Origin of the sequence: Streptomyces dangxiongensis, from assembly GCF_003675325.1 — a bacterium.
GTDB lineage: Bacteria > Actinomycetota > Actinomycetes > Streptomycetales > Streptomycetaceae > Streptomyces > Streptomyces dangxiongensis.
Genome location: NZ_CP033073.1, coordinates 789,293 through 805,701, shown reverse-complemented (window position 1 = coordinate 805,701; position 16,409 = coordinate 789,293). Strand labels below are relative to the sequence as shown.

Sequence of the window (16,409 nt, the reverse complement as noted above, 5' to 3'; positions counted from 1 at the left end):
GGGATTTGGGCCGCCGCTGGGTCATCGAGCGGACGATGTCCTGGCTGTCCGCCTACCGACGTCTGAGCCCTCGCTATGAGCGCGATCCCCGCAACTACCTGGCCTTTCTCGGACTGGCAGCCGCCCTGTGTTGCTACAAACGACTCGTCCGCCTCACCACGTAGGACACGGTCTTAGAACTCCTGACGCAATGACTTCAGGCGCCGCCGGCAGATCGGTGCGCATCCGAGGCTGAGGAACGCTTCGTGGGTGTCGTCGCGTATCTCCCAGCGGATTCGCAGGCGGCGGAACCAGTGCAGGTGGGCGAAGGCGCGTTCCACGACCCAGCGTTGGGTGCCCAGGCCGGAGCCGTGCTCGGTGCCGCGGCAGGCGATCAGAGGCTTCACGCCGAGGTCCCATACGAGTCGGCGGTACTTGTCGTGGTCGTAGCCGCGGTCACCCAGCACCGCGTCGGGGCGGCGCCGGGGGCCGGGGCCGGGGCCGGGGCCGGCCGAGCTTGCCCCGCACGGGCGGCACGGCTTGGAGGAGTGGGATCAGCTGGGTGACATCGTTGCGGTTGCCGCCGGTCAAGGTTGCGGCGAGCGGGATGCCCGTGGCGTCCGTGATCAGGTGATGCTTGCTGCCCGTCCTGCCCCGGTCGACGGGACTTCGTCCCGTCTTGGCTCCCCCTTCAACGCCCGGATGTGGGAGCCGTCGACCGTGGCACGGGAGAAGTCCAGGGCGTTCGCGCAGCGGAGCCCGGCAAGGAGGACTTCATGCAGCCGGGGCCACACTCCTGCCTCGGTCCACTCGGCCAGACGGCGCCAGCAGGTCATACCCGACCCGAAGCCGAGTTCCTGCGGCAGGTGTTCCCAGGAGATCCCGGTGTGCAGCACGAACAGGATGCCCTGGAACACCAGCCGGTCCGGATGCCGCCTGCGTCCCGGATGCCGGGTCCGACGCTCAACCTTGGGCAACAGCGGCTCGACCACCGCCCACAACTCGTCATCGGCTTCCCACGGCTTCGGCCGAGCCACCCCACACCCCCGGATCAACGGTCTCGGAGTGATCCAACCACCTCGAAGATCATTTCGTTAGGAGTTCTTAGCAGGGTCGGTGACTGGCGCGGTGGCCTGCGAAGGCTCCGTTTCCGGCCCCCGACCCTGCTTGTCCCGGCACCCGCCCGAGGAAGCCGCGCAGGTATCCCGCGACGACGTCCAGGTGGCTCTCCAGCAGGAAGTGACCGCCGTCGACCAGGTGCACCTCCGCGTCCTTGGCGTCGCGGGCGAAGGCCCGCGCGCCGGCCGGGCCGAAGATTTCGTCGTTGCGGCCCCAGATGGCGAGCACCGGGACCTCGCTGGTGCGTAGGAATTCGTGTAGCAGCGGGTAGAGCGGGCGGTTGTTCTGGTAGTCGCGGAACAGCGCGAGCTGGACCTCGTCGTTGCCCTCGCGGGAGACTAGGGCGAAGTCGTGCCGCCAGGTGTCCGGGCTGACCAGGCTCGGGTCGGGCACGCCGTGCACGTACTGCCAGCGGATGGCGTCGACGCTTAGCGCGGCGCGGACGGCGGGTTCGGTGTCGCGGCCGGGGTTCGCCCCGTAGGCCCAGACGTCGGTCCAGAACGACTCGACGAATCCGTCCTCGTAGCCGTTGCCGTTCTGGGTCACGAGGGCGGAGATGCGTTCGGGGTGCTTGAGCGCGAGGCGCCATCCGATGGGGGCGCCGTAGTCCTGGACGTAGAGGGCGTAGCGGTCCTGACCCAGTTGGTCGAGCAGTGCGGAGGTGAGTTCGGCGAGGGCGTCGAAGGTGTAGGTGAACTCCCCTACGAGGGGGGCGTCGGAGTGGCCGAAGCCGAGGTGGTCCGGCGCGATGACGTGGTAGTCGTCGGCCAGCAGCGGGATGAGTTCGCGGAACATGAACGAGCTGGTTGGGTAGCCGTGCAGCAGGACGATTACGGGGGCGTCGGCCGGGCCGGCTTCGCGGTAGAAGATCTCATGGCCGTCGACGGTGGCGGTCCGGTGATGCACCGAGCTCATTTCTAACCCCTTCGAACGTTTGATCCGGTTAGTTCCTCGTCAGGCAAGCACGAGATGAACTAACCTGTCAAATAAGTTGATCTGGTTAGAGGGGGAGCGGTAACCGATGGACACGCTGCTGGACCTGCTCAACAGCAGGCCACTGGTCAACGGCGAGGAACGGGACGCGCTCGGCGACCCGGCCGGAGGCAGGCGCTGGGCGCGGGAGCACGGCGGCGAAGGCAGCCTCGCGGAACTGGCGCTGCTGCGCGAGACGCGGGACATCCTGCGGGACATAGTGCGCGGAGAAGGCTCGCCCGCCGCGTTGAGCCCGCTGCTCGAAGGGGTCCACCAGATCCCGGAGATCACTTCGGATGGTCTTCAGTGGGCAGTCAAGACTCCCCAGCACGCCAGGCTGGCCGTCGAGGCGGTTCTCGCCTGGGCCGCTACCGAGAAGCAACTACCCGGCCGGCTACGCCCCTGCGCCAACGACGAGTGCCGGCTGTTCCTGCTCGACCGCAGCCGCGCCAACCGTGCCCGCTGGTGCTCGATGGCCGTCTGCGGCAACCGCGAAAAAGCACGTCGCCACTACGAACGCACCCGCTGACCCGTCCCCCACGCACCGTACGCGGCTAGCGTTCTCAGAGACCGTTCTCTTTCCGAATCTGGTGTGGCATCTTCGCTGGTCAGGCATGAAGTAGCTGCTGCCGCGGGAGCCTCGGCTCGTTGCCGGGCGAGATGTCGTGGGGGTGGCGGATGCCGTCGATGCGGGCGGTTCTGTAAGCGCGGCAGAAGGCCGCCGCTGTGCAGGTGAAGCAACTCGAAGCTGAGTTGGAACGGGTGCGGGCGGCCCTGGCGGACGCCGAGGAGGTGCACCGGCGCCGGGTGATCGGCCTTGAGCAGTACGTGGAGGCGCTGGCCGAGGAGGACGCACCCGCCGGCGTGGCTGGTGAGGTGTCGCGGAGGAAGCCGGTCGGACCGCGCCGGGCGGTGCCTCACCGGCAACACGCGACCGAGGTGAAAAAGCTGTCGCCGGACTATCAGGCGTTGATGACCGCCGCGGTCGATGCGGGAGGCGACGGGCTCGGTGCCCGGCGGGCGGCGGTGGTGCTGGGCTGGGACAGTGCGTCCGCCTCCCGCGTCGAAGGCGCGAGGGCACGGCTGAAGCGGCTGGTGGAACGAGGCTGGCTGGTGGAGCGGAAACCGGGCAGGTTCACGCTGCCTCCCCCGCCCTCGGGGCAAGACGCTGCTGGTGCCGGGCGGCCAGGCGGCGGCTCATGAGCATGGTCATCGACCACAGGACGACGCCTTCACTGGTGTCGGTGCGCCGCTCGTAGTCACGAACCAGGCGCCGGCTGCACAGGCACCAGGCGAAAGACCGGTCCACGACCCAGCGGCGGGGCAGCACCTCAAAGCCGCGGGTGTCGTCGCTGCGGCGGACGATGTCGAGGACGACTCCGAGCTGTGCCGCGCTCCAGTCGACGAGGTGGCCGGTGTAACCGCCATCGGCCCAGACCCGTGTCAGCCGCCCGAAACGACTCCTGGCCCTCGGCGGCAGGATGCGGGCGGCGTCCCGGTCGGTGGTCGAGGCCGGTGTGACCAGCACGGCCGGCAGCAGGCCGAGCGTGTCGGTGAGCAGGTGCCGCTTGCGTCCGTTGACATCCGGGTCTTGTCGCCCAGGATGGAGCCGTCCGTGCGGGTGGAGGAGGGGTCGACGGCGAGGACCGCCACCCCAGTACGCCGACCTGCCCGATGCGTCGGTGGTCACCACCCGGGCCCTGCTCACCGCCCGGGACAACATCACCGACACGGTCGCCGCACGCGCGATGATGTGCATCCACGGCGGCACCGGCTTCGGCAAGACCCTCGCCGTCAACATCTGCCTGCGAGGCCTCGAACCGCACGAGGACGTCCGCAAGATCACCTTCCGTGCACGTCCTACGGCCCGCGCCGTGCGCTACGAGTTGTTCACCGTGCTCGACCTGGCCGGCGAACCACCGCGCCACCCCAGCGAGTTCGACCGCCTGCTCAAAGCCGCCCTGGCCGAACGCCCCCGCACCTTCCTCGTCGATGAGGCCCAGTCGCTCAACGGGGAGGCGTTCGAATACTTCCGTTACCTGTGGGACGAACCCTCAACCCAGCTCGCGATCATCTTCGTCGGCGGGGAGGGCTGTCACACCGTGCTGCGCCGCGACCCGATGCTGTCCTCCCGCATCTTCATCTGGCAGCACTTCACCCGCCTCACCCCCAGCGAAGTCCTCGAGGCCATCCCCCTGTTCCACCCCGTCTGGGCTGACGCCGACCCCGACGACATCACGTTCGCCACTGAGACACATTAGGCAAGTTGGTTGAACCTAAGTCCAGGTGTTCTGGCCGGAACACCTGCGTTTAGCTGACTGCAAATGTCGTCAACCGAGCGGGGTAGTCACGTCAACCTGCAGGTTGATCCCCGGCAGGGGAAGACCAGGAACACTGAGAGTATGCCAACCAACATGGTCCATACGGTAGTTGGGAGTAGGGGGACGGAGCGCCCCGTCCCGCTGTGGGCGGAGAGAGTCGCCCACCTCATTCCGCTGGTGGGGCTGCCGGTGTGTCTCTGGCGGCTGCCCATCGGCTTCGGTTACGCGATGGGTGGGGACAACACTCCGTCGGCGTGGTGGCACATCCCGTACGTCTTCGGACTCAGTCTCCTGACGGAGGCGTTCGCGCTGCTCGGGTTCGGGCTGGTGCGCCGATGGGGAGAGGTGGTGCCCAACTGGGTCCCGAAACTGGGTGGCCGCCGCATCCCACCCTTCGCGGCGATCGTTCCCGCCACAATCGGCGGGCTCCTCCTCCTGGGGCTGATGGTCAACTGGATCTTCACGGCCTTCCGCATCGACGGTTCGCCTGGTTTCCCGTACGCCCCGGGCTGGGACACCCTGGCGATGACGGTCAGCGGCCTGCTGACCCTGTGGGGCCCCCTGATGCTGGCTTTGACCTACGGCTACTACCGCCGCCGCTGCCGCCCGGACGCCTGAGCGTTCCCTCGCCCCGGCGCGGTCCTCCCTGTCCGCAAGTACGGGACCTTCCCGCGCCCGGAGGAGGTTGACCGCCCGCCGATTTCCTGCCGCTTCCTGTCAGCGCATCGTCCGGCGGAGGGAGCGGGGAGTCAGGTTTTGGCAGGTCGCTGAAGCCGGCCTTGCTGCCAGATCGCGGGCCGTTGGAGGGTAGCTGGGGCAGTCCGTTATCCATAGAAGCGGCGTATTTGGAGCAGGGCCCGGCCGCGCACGGCTGGGTGGAGGACCAGGTGTGGACGGCGGCGAGGGTGGCCACGCTGATCGGCAGGAAGTTCCACGTCTCCTACAGCGTCTCCGGGGCGACAAGGCTGATGCACCGGCTCGGCTTCAGCCCGCAGGTCCCCGCACGGCGGGTCGCCGAGCGCGACGAGCAGGCCGTCACCACGTGAAAGGAGGTGATCTGGGACGAGGTAGAAGAACCCGGGCGGCCTGCGGGGGCTACATCTGCTTCGAGGACGAGGCAGGCTTCATCCGGCGGCCGCCCAAGGGACGTACCTGGGGCCGACGCGGAGTGACTCCGCAGGTGACGGTGAGCGGGCGACGCTCGGGACGCCTGTCGGTGGCCGGACTGATCGCCATGCGGCCCGGCTCCCGCACCAGGCTGTGCCACCGCCTGCGCACCCACCCCGCGGGCAAGGGCAAACGCCGCAGCATGGGCGCACGCGACTTCATCGCACTGATCGACGGCATCCACCAGCTCGTCAAGGCGCCGATCGTGCTGGTCTGGGACCGCCTGAACACCCACGTATCCCACGCGATACGCGAGCTGATCACCGAGCGTGAATGGCTCACGGTGTTCCTGCTGCCCGCCTACTCGCCCGACCTCAACCCCGTCGAGTGGGTCTGGGCCCACGTCAAACGCAGCCTGGCCAACCTCGCCGTCGTTGCCCTCGACCGGCTCGAAGCCCTCGTCCGCAATCGGCCCAAGCGCCTGCAATACCGGCCCGACACCCTCGACGGCTTCATAGCCGGCACCGGCTTGACCCTCGACGCCCCAACGTCACCCTGACGAGCCGAAGTCAGTAACTGCAACCACAGCGTGGCGTTGGACGGAGTACGAAGAAGATGACCGTCTCATCTAAAGGGAGCATCACAGTGATCTTGAAGGTTCTGGCCGTCGCAGCTTTCGCGATTGCCGCAACGACGGCCGTCGCTGTACCCGCATCGGCGACGGACTTCGGAGCCGGCAACGGCGCCACGGACTTCGGAACCCGCAACAGCAACACCGCCGTCACGGGCGACGCAGGCGGCATCCTCAACACCTATGGCGCTCCGCTGATCAACATCGACGGCCGCTGCCTGGTGCCGCTACCGGAGGGTGAGGGCATCGGGGGGCATGGACTCGGCGGGCCCAACACCGCGTGCAACATCGCACCCGTCGACCAGTACCAGGCACCGCAGAAGCTGCTCTGACGTCGCGCCTGGATCGGGTTCGCAGAGTGCGTTGTCGTACTTGAACGCGCAGATCAGGAACGCATCCGGGGTGTCATAGAGCACGACGCCGTCCCGGGCGAGGAACTTGGCGGCCTTCTTCGCGAATGTTCTGGGGACGATGCGGCCCTCGAAGCGCGGGGTTGTGGCCGCGGCGGCCAGTGCCCTGCTGGCTGCGGGGCCCGAGATCTTCTCTCCGGTGGCGATGAGGACGCCGTGGACGCCGTGGCGACTCCGTGAGGCATAGCCGCTTGAGGTGCGGGCGTCCAGGACGGTGCGCATGTGCCCGTATTGGATGGCCAGCGCGATCAGCCCGCCGGGCCGGCGGGCGATGTGCCAGGCGAGGGTCCGTCTGAAGCGTGAGACCCCGATCGCGCAATGCGGGTCCTGGGGGACTGTCTGTTCGGGCGTCCCTGTACCACGGCCTTGTGGTTCACCCAGTCCACGAAGTCCTCGATTCGCTCGTTCAGCGTGCCACCGTTCAGCACGCCGGGAAGATCGCGTCGGTAGAGGAAGTCGTGTCGGGCCGCGCTGAACAGGAACTCTCCCTCGGGGACGAACCTTTCCAAGACCCGGATGGCATGGACGACCGGCGTGATGGCGACCCACGGGACCTCACGTTCCGCGCCGGCCGACACGTGGTGGCCGTCGTCGTCGGTGACGTTCTTGTAGTGGTGGCTGCGTATCAGATGCCGTCCCGGGCTGTCGTCCGCATCGGTTTCCGGGTCGGGGCAGCACCCGGATCGCAGGCACTGGGCCTCCTGGGGGCGCATGCCCGTGAGATAAAGAATGATGATCATGGCGGCGGTGCCCAGATGCCGCATCAGGGGCAGGGCCTCGGTGAAGTCCATGTGTTCGCGCCAGGGCTTGCCGTCGATCCGGCCGGTGACTGGCACGTCCATCGGACACGGTGCCGGCTGCCGGGCTGCCCGGTCGGCCAGTTCGTGCAGTCGGTTCGCGTAGTCGACCTGGCGCAGGCTCGCACCGGTGGTGGCGGCGATGAAGGTGCGGGCCATCTTGATGTTCCCGTTGATCTCGACCGCCGCGGGACATCGGCGTCCCCGGCTATGAGGGCGGCAAGCGCGGCGGTGCCCGCAGGCGTGCTGGGGTTGGCGGCAGCCACGTCGGTGAGACGACGGTGCTCGGCCCAGGCAGCGAGGATGTCGTCGGCGAAGTCATCGACGAACCGGATGGCCCAGACCAGCAGCGGACCGAGAACCTGCGGGTCCAGCGGCTCCGTCGCGTTCTCCCGGCCCGTTGTTCCCTCCGCGGCTGGAAGGAAGTCGTCGATGCCCTCGACGTCCCAGGGAGGCCGCGCGATGCCGGCGGGCTGGGCGCAGAGCTGGTCGAACGCCCACAGATCCGTCAGCGATCCCAGGACCTTCTCCGCGCGGTCCCGGCCGACACCCTCTCTCCAGCGTTCGGCCGGATACTGCCGCCACATTTCCTCGGTGCATTCGGCGAGGTCGGTGATGCCGCGCTGGTCCAGCCAGCGTGCCAGCCGGATCCACCCGCCGCAGGTGTGCCGCATGTCCGGGGCCGACGTCCGGGTCAGTGCTCGAACACCTCGGTCCCGCAGATGCCCGTTGATCATCTTCCAGGCCGGCAGCTTCACCTGGCCTCGGAGAGACTCCGGACACGGAACCCAGTGGACAAGTTCGTGCGCCAGTACGCCGCGACCAGCAGAGCCCGGTCCTCCAGCGGAAGGCTCCAGGGCCTGCCCCTGCGGACCGCGGCCGCACCCTTGCGCCGCAGCACGGTCACCAGCTTCCCGAAGGTGCGCGGGCTCAGCCCGGTGAACGGGACTGTCCAAGACGGCTCCGATGCCGTGATCACACCAGCCACATCAAGATCATTCCATCGCGGCTGATCCCTCCAGCCCGTGAGGGCGGGGTCCGGACACGAAGGCAAGGACGTCGCGGACCGCTTCGCGGAGGCTGCCGAAGTGACGATGCACGCCGTCCACCGCCGTAGGGGCGTTGACACCCCATACCGTCATCCCGGCACGCAGCCCGGACTCCACCCCGGAAGGGGCGTCCTCGATGACCAGACAGTCCTCGGGTTTGGCACCAAGTCGCGCGGCTGCCTGCAGATACGGCACAGGCGACGGCTTGCCTTCCTCCACGGCGGCCGCATCCACGAGGACCTCCGGGACCGGCAAGCCCGTCCGTGCGAAGCGTCCACGTACCCGGTGCTCGTAGTTTGAAGTCACCAGTGCCCAGGACCCGGGCTGCAGGGCACTCAGCAGCTCCGAGGCGCCGCCGAAGGCCGTATAGGCGCCGGAGCGGACGTCCTCGTCCTCCAGCTCGTGCAGTGCAGCAAGGCACTCCCCGGGGTCCTGGTCCGGAGCAACCTGCGCGAAGGTCTCCATCGGCCTCGTCCGCAGCGCCACTCGGTAGACCTCATCGGGGTCCAGGCCGTATCGCTCTGCCCACGTTCGCCAAACCAGGCGCTGATTGTCCACGGCGTCGATGAACGTGCCATCAACATCAAACAGGACAAACCTCAACGCACCAGGACGGCCGGGTTCACTGATCACGCTTCGATCATGCCATCAGGCCCTGAGCAGGCAGTTTGCGGGACAAGCCTTAGCCGCCGGTGTCAGCCGGGTTCATCGCGTACGTGGCACGGTTACGTGGTCATGCGGCCGGTGCTACCCAGGACGAGGGAGATGAGGGAGGCGAGCCGCACGAAGAGATAGTCGATCGCGGCGTCTGTGGGGAGGTCGGTCTGGTCGTGCTCGTGGTGCCGGATTTCGGCATCGAGCTGGAGCGGATACCCGAGGTCCGCTCCGGGACCTGACAGCGTCTGCCGGGCCCGGTGGCCGGCAGCAGATGCTGTATTGCTAGTGCTGCCAGAAGTCGGCGAAGTTCTGCGCCCAGGCCCTTGCTTTCGTGATCTGCTCGTTCGTGATGTGGATCCCCGGTCCCGGGTCGTTCAGGACGTTGTCCTGCTCCGTGCTGTGCGCCTGGGAATCCGTGATCAGGTGGCCGATCTCATGGGCGATGGTCGCGAACCTGTCCGACGCGCCAGCGGATATGCCCACGCACTGGCTGCCGATGAGGGCGCGGCCGATGTGCGCTGATTCCTGATGTTCTATGCGATGCATGAAGATGACTTTGAGCACACTCTTGTCCGAGATGTGCTGCGGGTGGCTGGACAAAGTGTCGTTGTTCTCCCGAAGCGGTCTGTCGTTCGCGCCCTGTCCCGTCACCGGGGCGGTGTGCTGGTTGTCCGTCTTGATGTCGATGTAATTGACCAGTCGGAACCTGATTTTCGCCTTGCCCCAGATACTGTCCGGTGAGACCCAGCCGAGATGGGTGTAGAGGCCCGCGGCGTCGGGCTCGGGCCAGAGGTCCCATGCGCGTTCCGCGAACCTCAGTTCCCCGGAGGCGCCGTCCACGCTTCGGGCGTTGACAGTCGGACTGATAACGGGGATCTGGTCCCACAGCGCCATCTGGCCGGCCGCCGTGATCTCCGAGACCGGGACGCTGTCGGAGAAGAAGCGCGCGACTTCGACGGGGACGAGAAGCACTTCCGGGTCGAGCACGATGCGTGCCTGCTCGACCGGGTTGGCGGCGAAACCCTTGGGGGCCTCGACCAGGAGCTTGATGTCGACCGGGTGGTAGCCGACGCGGATGCGGGACAGCAGCTTGACTTCGGAACCGGCGTCGCCACTGAACGTTCCCGAGGTGGCGGGCCAGGCGTATGCGCTGTCGCTCAAGGATCCGGCCCGGACGGGGCGCGGGATCGATCCCGCGTCCGCTTCGCCGTTGGCGACGGAGAGCCGGACGTCTCCGTTGGTGAAGTGCCAGGTCTTCTCCTTCCGGATGAGTTCCTGCGGCACCATGGCGTTCGCCGACTCCGAGCGCACTGTGATCAGCTTGGTCGGGGACTCGACCCGGGGGTTGTCCGTGTCGACGGAAGGTGATCCCGTTGTGAATGTTCACGGTGCCTTCGACGACGAGTGAGAGCGTCTGCACGGGCGGCGATTGCGGTACGTCCTGTGGCTTCAGCCGTGACGCGAAATCGGTATGCTCCGTCGCGTAACGATTGTTGAACCCTTCGAGTATCGCTTCCTTGAGGACCTCGAAATCCACGTCCTCAAGCCGACGGGGCGATGGATCGCCCGGCGAATGCTCGTAGTTGAACACGATGACGTCGAGGAAGACAGGGCGTTGCAGCATGCGCTCGTCGAGCAATGAGAGCAGTCCTGCGGAGAGTGCCGGGTACGGCGTGAACTCGGCGTTGCCCAGGAAGTCGGTGAGAGCGGACTTCGGAATACTGAAATCCACCCCTACGCCGTCGAGGGCACGAATCGTGGCTTCGGGATCCATGTCGTTCGGCATGACGGTCGCCCCTTCGGAGCGGAGCTGTTCCGGTAAACGGCGCGGTGACGAGCTCTATTCGGAATGATCGCGATGCATCTGCTACAGACGGATTTCTATAGTCTCACGGCATGCGGCAGCAGGGTGCCACGGCTGGCCTGGCAGCGCCTCCATTTCGGGGGCTCGCAGACGGGGCGGTAGTGATTTTCGGGGCCCGGATAGCTATCGCCTGAGGTTGGACCGGCGTTCGGGGTGGGCGGCGTAGATGTACTTCAGCGCGGTCTCGGCGGCGATGCCGAAGACGCGCATGAGGTGGACGGGGTCGGCGGTCTGACGGGCCTCGTCGAGGATGCGGTCCTGGCGGAGTTTGGACAGGCTCAGGCCGAGCGGCCGGAAGATGGCGTTCGTGACCATGGTGGAGACGGGCGGGAGCCGCTCGTCGGCCACGGTCTGCTGGCTGACCAGCAGGTAGGGGTTGGCGGTCAGGGGCCACCGCTGGTGGCGGTCGCGCAGCCAGTCGCTGGCGAGGATGTGAATGAGTTCGTCGAGGTAGACGGTGTGCCGTAGGTCCCGCCGGACCGTCAGACGGCCGCGAGCGAGGTCGAGATCGGCCAGGAGGAGGCAGCGGGTCTCGCGTCGGCCGAGGCCGTGGATGGCGACGAGCGCGACGACGAGCTTCGCCATCGGGGTGTCGGCTCGGTCGATCGGACCGCGGAGCCGGTCGGTGGGGTCCCGTTGACGAGGAAGCGGCCCCACTGTCCGGACTCCCAGTGCACGTCCCCGATGCATACGCCGCACAACTCGGCGGCCCGCACGCCGGATATGCAGGTGAGCTTGCCCATCACGTAGTCGCGACGGGCGATGACGGGCTTGCGCGCGTCCTCCAGCGAGTTGCGCCACCGGGCGAAGAACTCCCGGGCGGCCCGCTGCGACGGCGGCACCCGCAGCCCGAGTCCCCACGGTGCTTGTGGCGGTTGAACGGGGCGACGGGCGACTCAACGGCCGCCCCGAACCGGCGGGCGATCTCGCCGGCATAGCGCTGTTCGAGGAACGCGAAGTAGTGGTCGATCTGGTTCATCTTCTGTCGGACCGTGGAACGGCCGTGCTTGCCCGGCCCGGCGAAGTACCGGTCGACCTGCCGCGGAGTGAGCCGCCACGGCTTCGGCCGAGCCACCCCACACCCCCGGATCAACGGTCTCGGAGTGATCCAACCACCTCGAAGATCATTTCGTTAGGAGTTCTTAGGCGCCGGACCTGCGCGCACCAGGAGGCCATACAACGTCGACGGTCAGCCCGGCCGAGCGGGCGGCGGCCACGGTGTCAGCCGTGCCGCCACCACGGCCGGTGGGCGCGCTGCCGTCCCAGACGGCCAGCAGCCAGTCCGCGCCTTGGAGAAGGCGGAAGTTGGCCGCTTCGTAGGCCGCGCGCCCCGCGTGCTCGTACGGCATGATCACCACCTCGTCGGCGGCCTCGCACAGCGCGTCGAACCTGATGAGGTCTGCCGGGGCCACTACCGCGTCCCGGTAGTCCCTGGACGGGATGATCGCCGACAGCCGACCGCCGAGGGCCAGGATTTCCTCGGCGAAAAGGGTGTCAGCGCCGCGGGCCAGGCAGGAACGCCCCACGAGTGCGTCGCCCCGCAGGCCGGCCAGCAGTTCATGCAGGGCCGTGCGCACCGCCTCGGCTACCTCGTCGGCCAGGTCCATGTGACCGGTGACGGCGACCGTGACCACGCGGCAATCCCCTTCCGGCCCGGGTGATGTGGCCGTCACTCTATCCGGTGGCGGTCACCGGTCGAGTCGATCGAGCGGTACGGACCATCTGCAGGCTTCACAGAGCCATGGCGGCGGCGAATCCCAGGATGTAGGCACCGGCGAAGAGAAGGGGGATCCACCGCTCAACCCGGTTCAGCGGCAGATAGACGCGCCAGTCCCGGCCCTCGCCGAGAGCATGCCACTCGGCGGCCACGAAGGTGCGGGCTGGCAGCCGCTCCTCCAGCGCACCGATCACCTCGAACTTGCCCCGGTTCAACTGGTGGTAGGAGCGGATAGTGAACCACCAGGTGACACACATGCCCAGCAGGACCAGCACGGCCGCGAGGGCGAGGACGACCGGCAAATCGCGGTGGTGATCCTGGGACAGCCAGGTGCCGAGGAAGGCGAGCAGGGCGGTGTGGAGGGTCAGAAAGAAGGTGTTGGCGAGGTTGCGCCGGGCGCTGACCCGGTCGGCCATCTCCACGCACAGCCTGTACTGCTCGAAGATCGCGGCGTGATACGTGGCCCTCGCGTCTCGATAGTCCTCCGCGCCGACTCCGTCGTTCCATAGTGAGTCACTGATTTCGGCCATGGCAGTGTCTCCCCGTAGTCGTCACGCTCGCCAACCGTGCTGAAAAGATACGTGCTTTGATCGCATGGTCGGCATAAGACCCCTTGTAAGAAGGTGAGTTGATTGTCCCGGAGTGAACCGTCAGGTGACGACATCAAGGCCATGTTGTCGATCCCGCCGCAGAAGCTACGCAGGCACCCCCGGCTGCTGTACGCCCGGCGCGCGAGCGAGGCAGCGGCCAAGGCGCTGGCCTATTCCCGGGGCGGAGGCGGAGGCGGGGGCAAGCGGACGTACGACGAGCTCGCGTACCGCTATCTGTGCGCCTGCCCACAGGTTCCATTTGTCGGCGTCGAGACCCTGGCGGGCCGCGCGGAGCGAGATCGGCGGCGGCAGCGGGCGGGACTGCCCGCCGACCTGGCCCGGCTCGCCGGGCAGCGCGACTTCCTGGTCCACCGGCGCCTCGCCTTCCCGGACGGGCAGTTTCGGGTCGGCATCGAGCGGGGGCTGCTGTACGCCATGGCCGAACCGGGGGGCGAGATCGTCGGCAGGATTCCCCTGGCAGTCCGCCACCGCGCGCTGGACGGGCTCACCAAGCCGCAGGACGTCCGTCCCCAGCCCACCATGTCGGTCTGGACGCACCTGACCGAGTCGCGTTGGCTGCCACTGGACGAACTCATCGGGTACGCCCGCTTTCCCCGGATGCGCGAGGCGGCGTCCCGGCTGGTGCACGGTGTCTTCCCCGACCGGCACCATGTGTTCGTCTCACACCGCTGGCTGAACGCCGAACAGCCCGACCCGGACGGCACACAGGCGCGCCTAGTCGCGTGGCATCTGGTCGCCTCGATGTGCGAGGCAGTCCGGGTCGCCCACCGGCGTGGACTGCACACCCCTCGCCAAGTGGCTCCCGCGGCGATGCACATGCCGGTCGGAGTGGCCGGATCGGACCTGGCGGAGTGCCTGCTGGTCGGGGTCCTGCGGGAAGTGCTGGACGAGACATCACTGGTGCCGGTGGCCCAGGATGTGGAGCGGGTCGGCGTGGACGCGGTCGAACTCGGCGCATCCAAGGCGTCCGAGGACATCGGCCTGGAGCGCTTGGGCGCTCTGCTCGACGCCCTGCCCGCACTGCGGCCGCTGCTGGAGCACATCCATATCTGGTACGACTACACCTGCGTGCCACAGGCTCCCCGCACCCCCGAGGAACAGGAGCTGTTCCGCAAGACCCTCAAATCGCTGTTCCTGCTGCAGTTCGCCGGGCGCACCCTCGTGCTGCTGGACGACGTGGCCGACTACCTGGGCCGGGCCTGGTGCAGCCTGGAGGCAGCGACCGCGCTGGCGGCCACGGCGGGCGGGCGCCCGGACATCCTGCACACCGGTGGACCGGCGCGGCCGTCGGGCCCCGCGACGGACGCGGAGTCGCTGCGCAGCCTGGTGAACGACCGCCAGCTCGTCATCTGGCGCGGACTGCTGGACACCGAAGTGTTCCGGCTGCAGTCGCGCGAGGAGTGCGTGCGCCGGCTCGGACTGTCCATGGCGGAGCCGGGCGACCTTCCCTACCTCTACGACCGCATGCTCTCCTTCGCGGTGCCGAACGGCCGGATGAGCAGGCAGGCCCTGGTCACGGGGGTGGTCCCGCTGCCGGAAACGGGGGAGGGCAAGATCCTGATCCCGATGCCGGACTACTCGGGGTCACAACCGGTCGACGGCGGGCGGCCGGTCCGTGTGATCGGCACCCTCGACGGGTGGGGCGGCCTGAACCTCCGGGGCTACATCGAGGAGCAACAGGCCGCAGGGTCCCCCGACGCGACGCCGTACTGGCGCTTGACCGACCTGAACGCCACCGGCACCAGGCAGACGTGCCATGTCGCGGTCGTCGCCGAGTGCGAGGGGGAAGCCGTGCTCATCTCGTCATGGGTACGACGGCATCGGGCGGAGCTGGAGAAGCAGCTGCGGCTCACGGTCGTCTCGGGGAGCTGGACCGCGGTGGACCCCGTCCCCGTGGGGCATCTGCCGCACGGGCGGCTGCGGGCGCAGCCCGTCCGGGCCGACGTGTGGGTGGTAGTGGGAAAGTCCGGGCTGGTTGCGAACGACGTGGGCCAGGCCTTGTGCCGCGTGGTGTACGAGGCACGCCTCCCGGCCATCACCGTGTCCCTGGACCACACCGAGGAGAACGTGGAACAGGTCGTCGGCGACGTGGCGCCCGGCGCACCGCACAGCGGCCTGCTGTCCGGGTGGGGTGACGGCTATGAGCACCCGTCCGGGCTGCTGTACATGCACTTGTATGGCCATCTGCTGCAGTGGGGGGCTTCGGTCCGGTGAAGGTTCCGCATCTGGGGGAGTACGTCGAAGGGGAGCTGGGACGGGTGCTGTGCGCCCTCAGCGTGGCCGACCGGGACGGGGACCACGCCGGTTTCCGCGCACTGTGCCGACAGCACGCCGCCGAACTCGACGCCGACCGGGACGCATGGCTGAGCGTGCCCCGGGAACTGCGGGAGAGCTTCCGCATCAACATGGACGGCATGCGGCCCTTCATGCTGACGGCTCAGCGGATTGCGCGCGAGCTGGACGGGTTGGGCCGTCCCGCCGCGCTGCGCCAGCTATCGGGAGCCGACAAGCCGGGCAACCCGATGGAGAAGCTCCACGAGGCGGAGATCCTCGCCGAGGACGGGGAGTTCGAGGCCGCCGACGCACTGCTCCGCGAAGAACTCGGCGAGGGGCATGCCGACGACGTCTGGGTGGCGACCATCCACTCCCGCCTGGCCATACACGCGGCCATACGGAACGACCTCGACACGGCCATCGAGCACGCCCGCCGTGTGGACGAACTGACACGCCGTAGGCGGAAGCCCGGCACGGCAGAAGCCGCTGATTTCCTCGACGACCTACTCACGGCCCGCGAACTGCGGCGCGGCACGCCAGCCGGACGCCGGCTGGGTGCCTGCCGTGAGGCCCTGACGCACGCCCAGCAGCTAAGCGACCGCGCCCTGTTCGCGGAGAGCAACCGGGCACTGCTGCGGCTCCTCGACGAGCTGGACGCATACCCCGAGGAATCGTCCGCGCGCCGCTTCCTCGGCAAACTTTGCGGCCTGATGGGCTTAAACCACGTCCACCTGGGCGACCGCGACGAGGCCCGGGCATGGACCCGCAAGGCCCTGCACGAGTGCCGACAGCGCGGGGACCTGGCCGGAGAGGAGGTCTACGAGGCCAACCTGAAGGAGATCGACCGTAAGGAGTAGTCAGCATTGCCCAGGATGCCGAGCACCTCATGAGCAGCGTCCGT

The 16,409-nt window shown here is 68.1% G+C and carries 15 protein-coding genes and 5 pseudogenes; 9 read left to right on the top strand and 11 right to left on the bottom strand.

Going from position 1 to position 16,409, the window contains the following annotated elements; all coding sequences use genetic code 11:
• Window positions 1-11: 11 nt before the first annotated feature.
• Window positions 12-164 (top strand): annotated as a pseudogene (locus tag D9753_RS03860) (transposase); the annotation flags it as partial.
• A 9-nt stretch (window positions 165-173) separates the two neighbouring features.
• On the opposite strand, the pseudogene D9753_RS03855 reads toward D9753_RS03860, so the two are convergent.
• Window positions 174-1,016 (bottom strand): annotated as a pseudogene (locus tag D9753_RS03855) (IS5 family transposase).
• 67 nt (window positions 1,017-1,083) lie between these two features.
• Window positions 1,084-2,013 carry an alpha/beta fold hydrolase gene (locus D9753_RS03850; protein ID WP_121785722.1) on the bottom strand — a complete coding sequence of 310 codons (930 nt, stop codon included), beginning with the start codon at window positions 2,011-2,013 and terminating at the stop codon, window positions 1,084-1,086.
• 106 nt (window positions 2,014-2,119) lie between these two features.
• Between D9753_RS03850 and D9753_RS03845 the strand changes: the two genes are divergently transcribed.
• Both D9753_RS03845 and D9753_RS03840 read left to right on the top strand, forming a co-directional pair.
• Entirely contained in the window at window positions 2,120-2,599 is a 480-nt protein-coding gene (locus D9753_RS03845; RefSeq protein WP_121785721.1) for a CGNR zinc finger domain-containing protein, read from the top strand.
• Window positions 2,600-2,796: 197 nt separating this feature from the next.
• Window positions 2,797-3,273 carry a hypothetical protein gene (locus tag D9753_RS03840; protein WP_240468021.1) on the top strand — a complete coding sequence of 159 codons (477 nt, stop codon included), beginning with the start codon at window positions 2,797-2,799 and terminating at the stop codon, window positions 3,271-3,273.
• Here D9753_RS03840 and D9753_RS03835 read toward each other — a convergent pair.
• Both D9753_RS03835 and D9753_RS37555 read right to left on the bottom strand, forming a co-directional pair.
• Entirely contained in the window at window positions 3,206-3,607 is a 402-nt protein-coding gene (locus D9753_RS03835) for a transposase (protein WP_338058004.1), read from the bottom strand. The genes D9753_RS03840 and D9753_RS03835 overlap by 68 nt on opposite strands.
• Window positions 3,608-3,651: 44 nt before the next feature.
• Window positions 3,652-3,723, bottom strand: a pseudogene (locus D9753_RS37555) (hypothetical protein); the annotation flags it as partial.
• 29 nt (window positions 3,724-3,752) lie between these two features.
• Between D9753_RS37555 and D9753_RS03830 the strand changes: the two are divergent.
• The 4 genes and pseudogenes from D9753_RS03830 to D9753_RS03810 all read left to right on the top strand — a co-directional run bounded on the left by D9753_RS03830 (window position 3,753) and on the right by D9753_RS03810 (window position 6,461).
• A complete protein-coding gene (locus D9753_RS03830; protein ID WP_121785720.1) occupies window positions 3,753-4,331 on the top strand; it encodes an ATP-binding protein in 579 nt (192 codons plus the stop codon).
• A 237-nt stretch (window positions 4,332-4,568) separates the two neighbouring features.
• Window positions 4,569-5,009, top strand: coding sequence for a hypothetical protein (locus D9753_RS03825; protein WP_338057957.1), 441 nt, complete (start codon window positions 4,569-4,571; stop codon window positions 5,007-5,009).
• Window positions 5,010-5,227: 218 nt separating this feature from the next.
• A pseudogene (locus D9753_RS03815) lies at window positions 5,228-6,057 on the top strand (IS630 family transposase); the annotation flags it as partial.
• A gap of 56 nt (window positions 6,058-6,113) precedes the next feature.
• On the top strand, window positions 6,114-6,461 hold the full coding sequence (locus tag D9753_RS03810) for a hypothetical protein (protein ID WP_240468019.1): 348 nt from the start codon (window positions 6,114-6,116) through the stop codon (window positions 6,459-6,461).
• A 326-nt stretch (window positions 6,462-6,787) separates the two neighbouring features.
• Here D9753_RS03810 and D9753_RS03800 read toward each other — a convergent pair whose 3' ends face one another.
• The 7 genes and pseudogenes from D9753_RS03800 to D9753_RS03760 all read right to left on the bottom strand — a co-directional run bounded on the left by D9753_RS03800 (window position 6,788) and on the right by D9753_RS03760 (window position 13,153).
• Window positions 6,788-7,495: a site-specific integrase gene (locus D9753_RS03800; protein WP_121785716.1), complete on the bottom strand. Its 708-nt coding sequence runs from the start codon at window positions 7,493-7,495 to the stop codon at window positions 6,788-6,790.
• Between the two features lie 634 nt (window positions 7,496-8,129).
• Window positions 8,130-8,324: pseudogene (locus D9753_RS03795) on the bottom strand (IS5/IS1182 family transposase); the annotation flags it as partial.
• 7 nt (window positions 8,325-8,331) lie between these two features.
• The gene (locus tag D9753_RS03790; protein WP_121785715.1) at window positions 8,332-9,018 is read right to left on the bottom strand and encodes an HAD-IA family hydrolase; all 687 of its coding nucleotides are present in this window, start codon (window positions 9,016-9,018) and stop codon (window positions 8,332-8,334) included.
• 306 nt (window positions 9,019-9,324) lie between these two features.
• Window positions 9,325-10,353 (bottom strand): hypothetical protein, encoded by a 1,029-nt coding sequence (locus tag D9753_RS03780; protein ID WP_163010609.1) that lies wholly within the window; start codon window positions 10,351-10,353, stop codon window positions 9,325-9,327.
• Window positions 10,354-11,029: 676 nt separating this feature from the next.
• A complete protein-coding gene (locus D9753_RS03775; RefSeq protein WP_121785712.1) occupies window positions 11,030-11,491 on the bottom strand; it encodes a hypothetical protein in 462 nt (153 codons plus the stop codon).
• Window positions 11,492-12,048: 557 nt separating this feature from the next.
• Window positions 12,049-12,540, bottom strand: coding sequence for a hypothetical protein (locus D9753_RS03765; protein ID WP_121785711.1), 492 nt, complete (start codon window positions 12,538-12,540; stop codon window positions 12,049-12,051).
• A gap of 97 nt (window positions 12,541-12,637) precedes the next feature.
• Window positions 12,638-13,153 carry a RipA family octameric membrane protein gene (locus D9753_RS03760; RefSeq protein ID WP_121785710.1) on the bottom strand — a complete coding sequence of 172 codons (516 nt, stop codon included), beginning with the start codon at window positions 13,151-13,153 and terminating at the stop codon, window positions 12,638-12,640.
• Window positions 13,154-13,255: 102 nt separating this feature from the next.
• On the opposite strand from D9753_RS03760, the gene D9753_RS03755 reads away from it, so the two are divergent.
• Together D9753_RS03755 and D9753_RS03750 are read left to right on the top strand one after the other, a co-directional pair.
• On the top strand, window positions 13,256-15,448 hold the full coding sequence (locus D9753_RS03755; RefSeq protein ID WP_163010608.1) for a hypothetical protein: 2,193 nt from the start codon (window positions 13,256-13,258) through the stop codon (window positions 15,446-15,448).
• The gene (locus D9753_RS03750) at window positions 15,445-16,365 is read left to right on the top strand and encodes a hypothetical protein (RefSeq protein ID WP_163010607.1); all 921 of its coding nucleotides are present in this window, start codon (window positions 15,445-15,447) and stop codon (window positions 16,363-16,365) included. Before D9753_RS03755 ends, D9753_RS03750 begins: the two co-directional genes overlap by 4 nt.
• The last annotated feature ends 44 nt before the right edge of the window (window positions 16,366-16,409 follow it).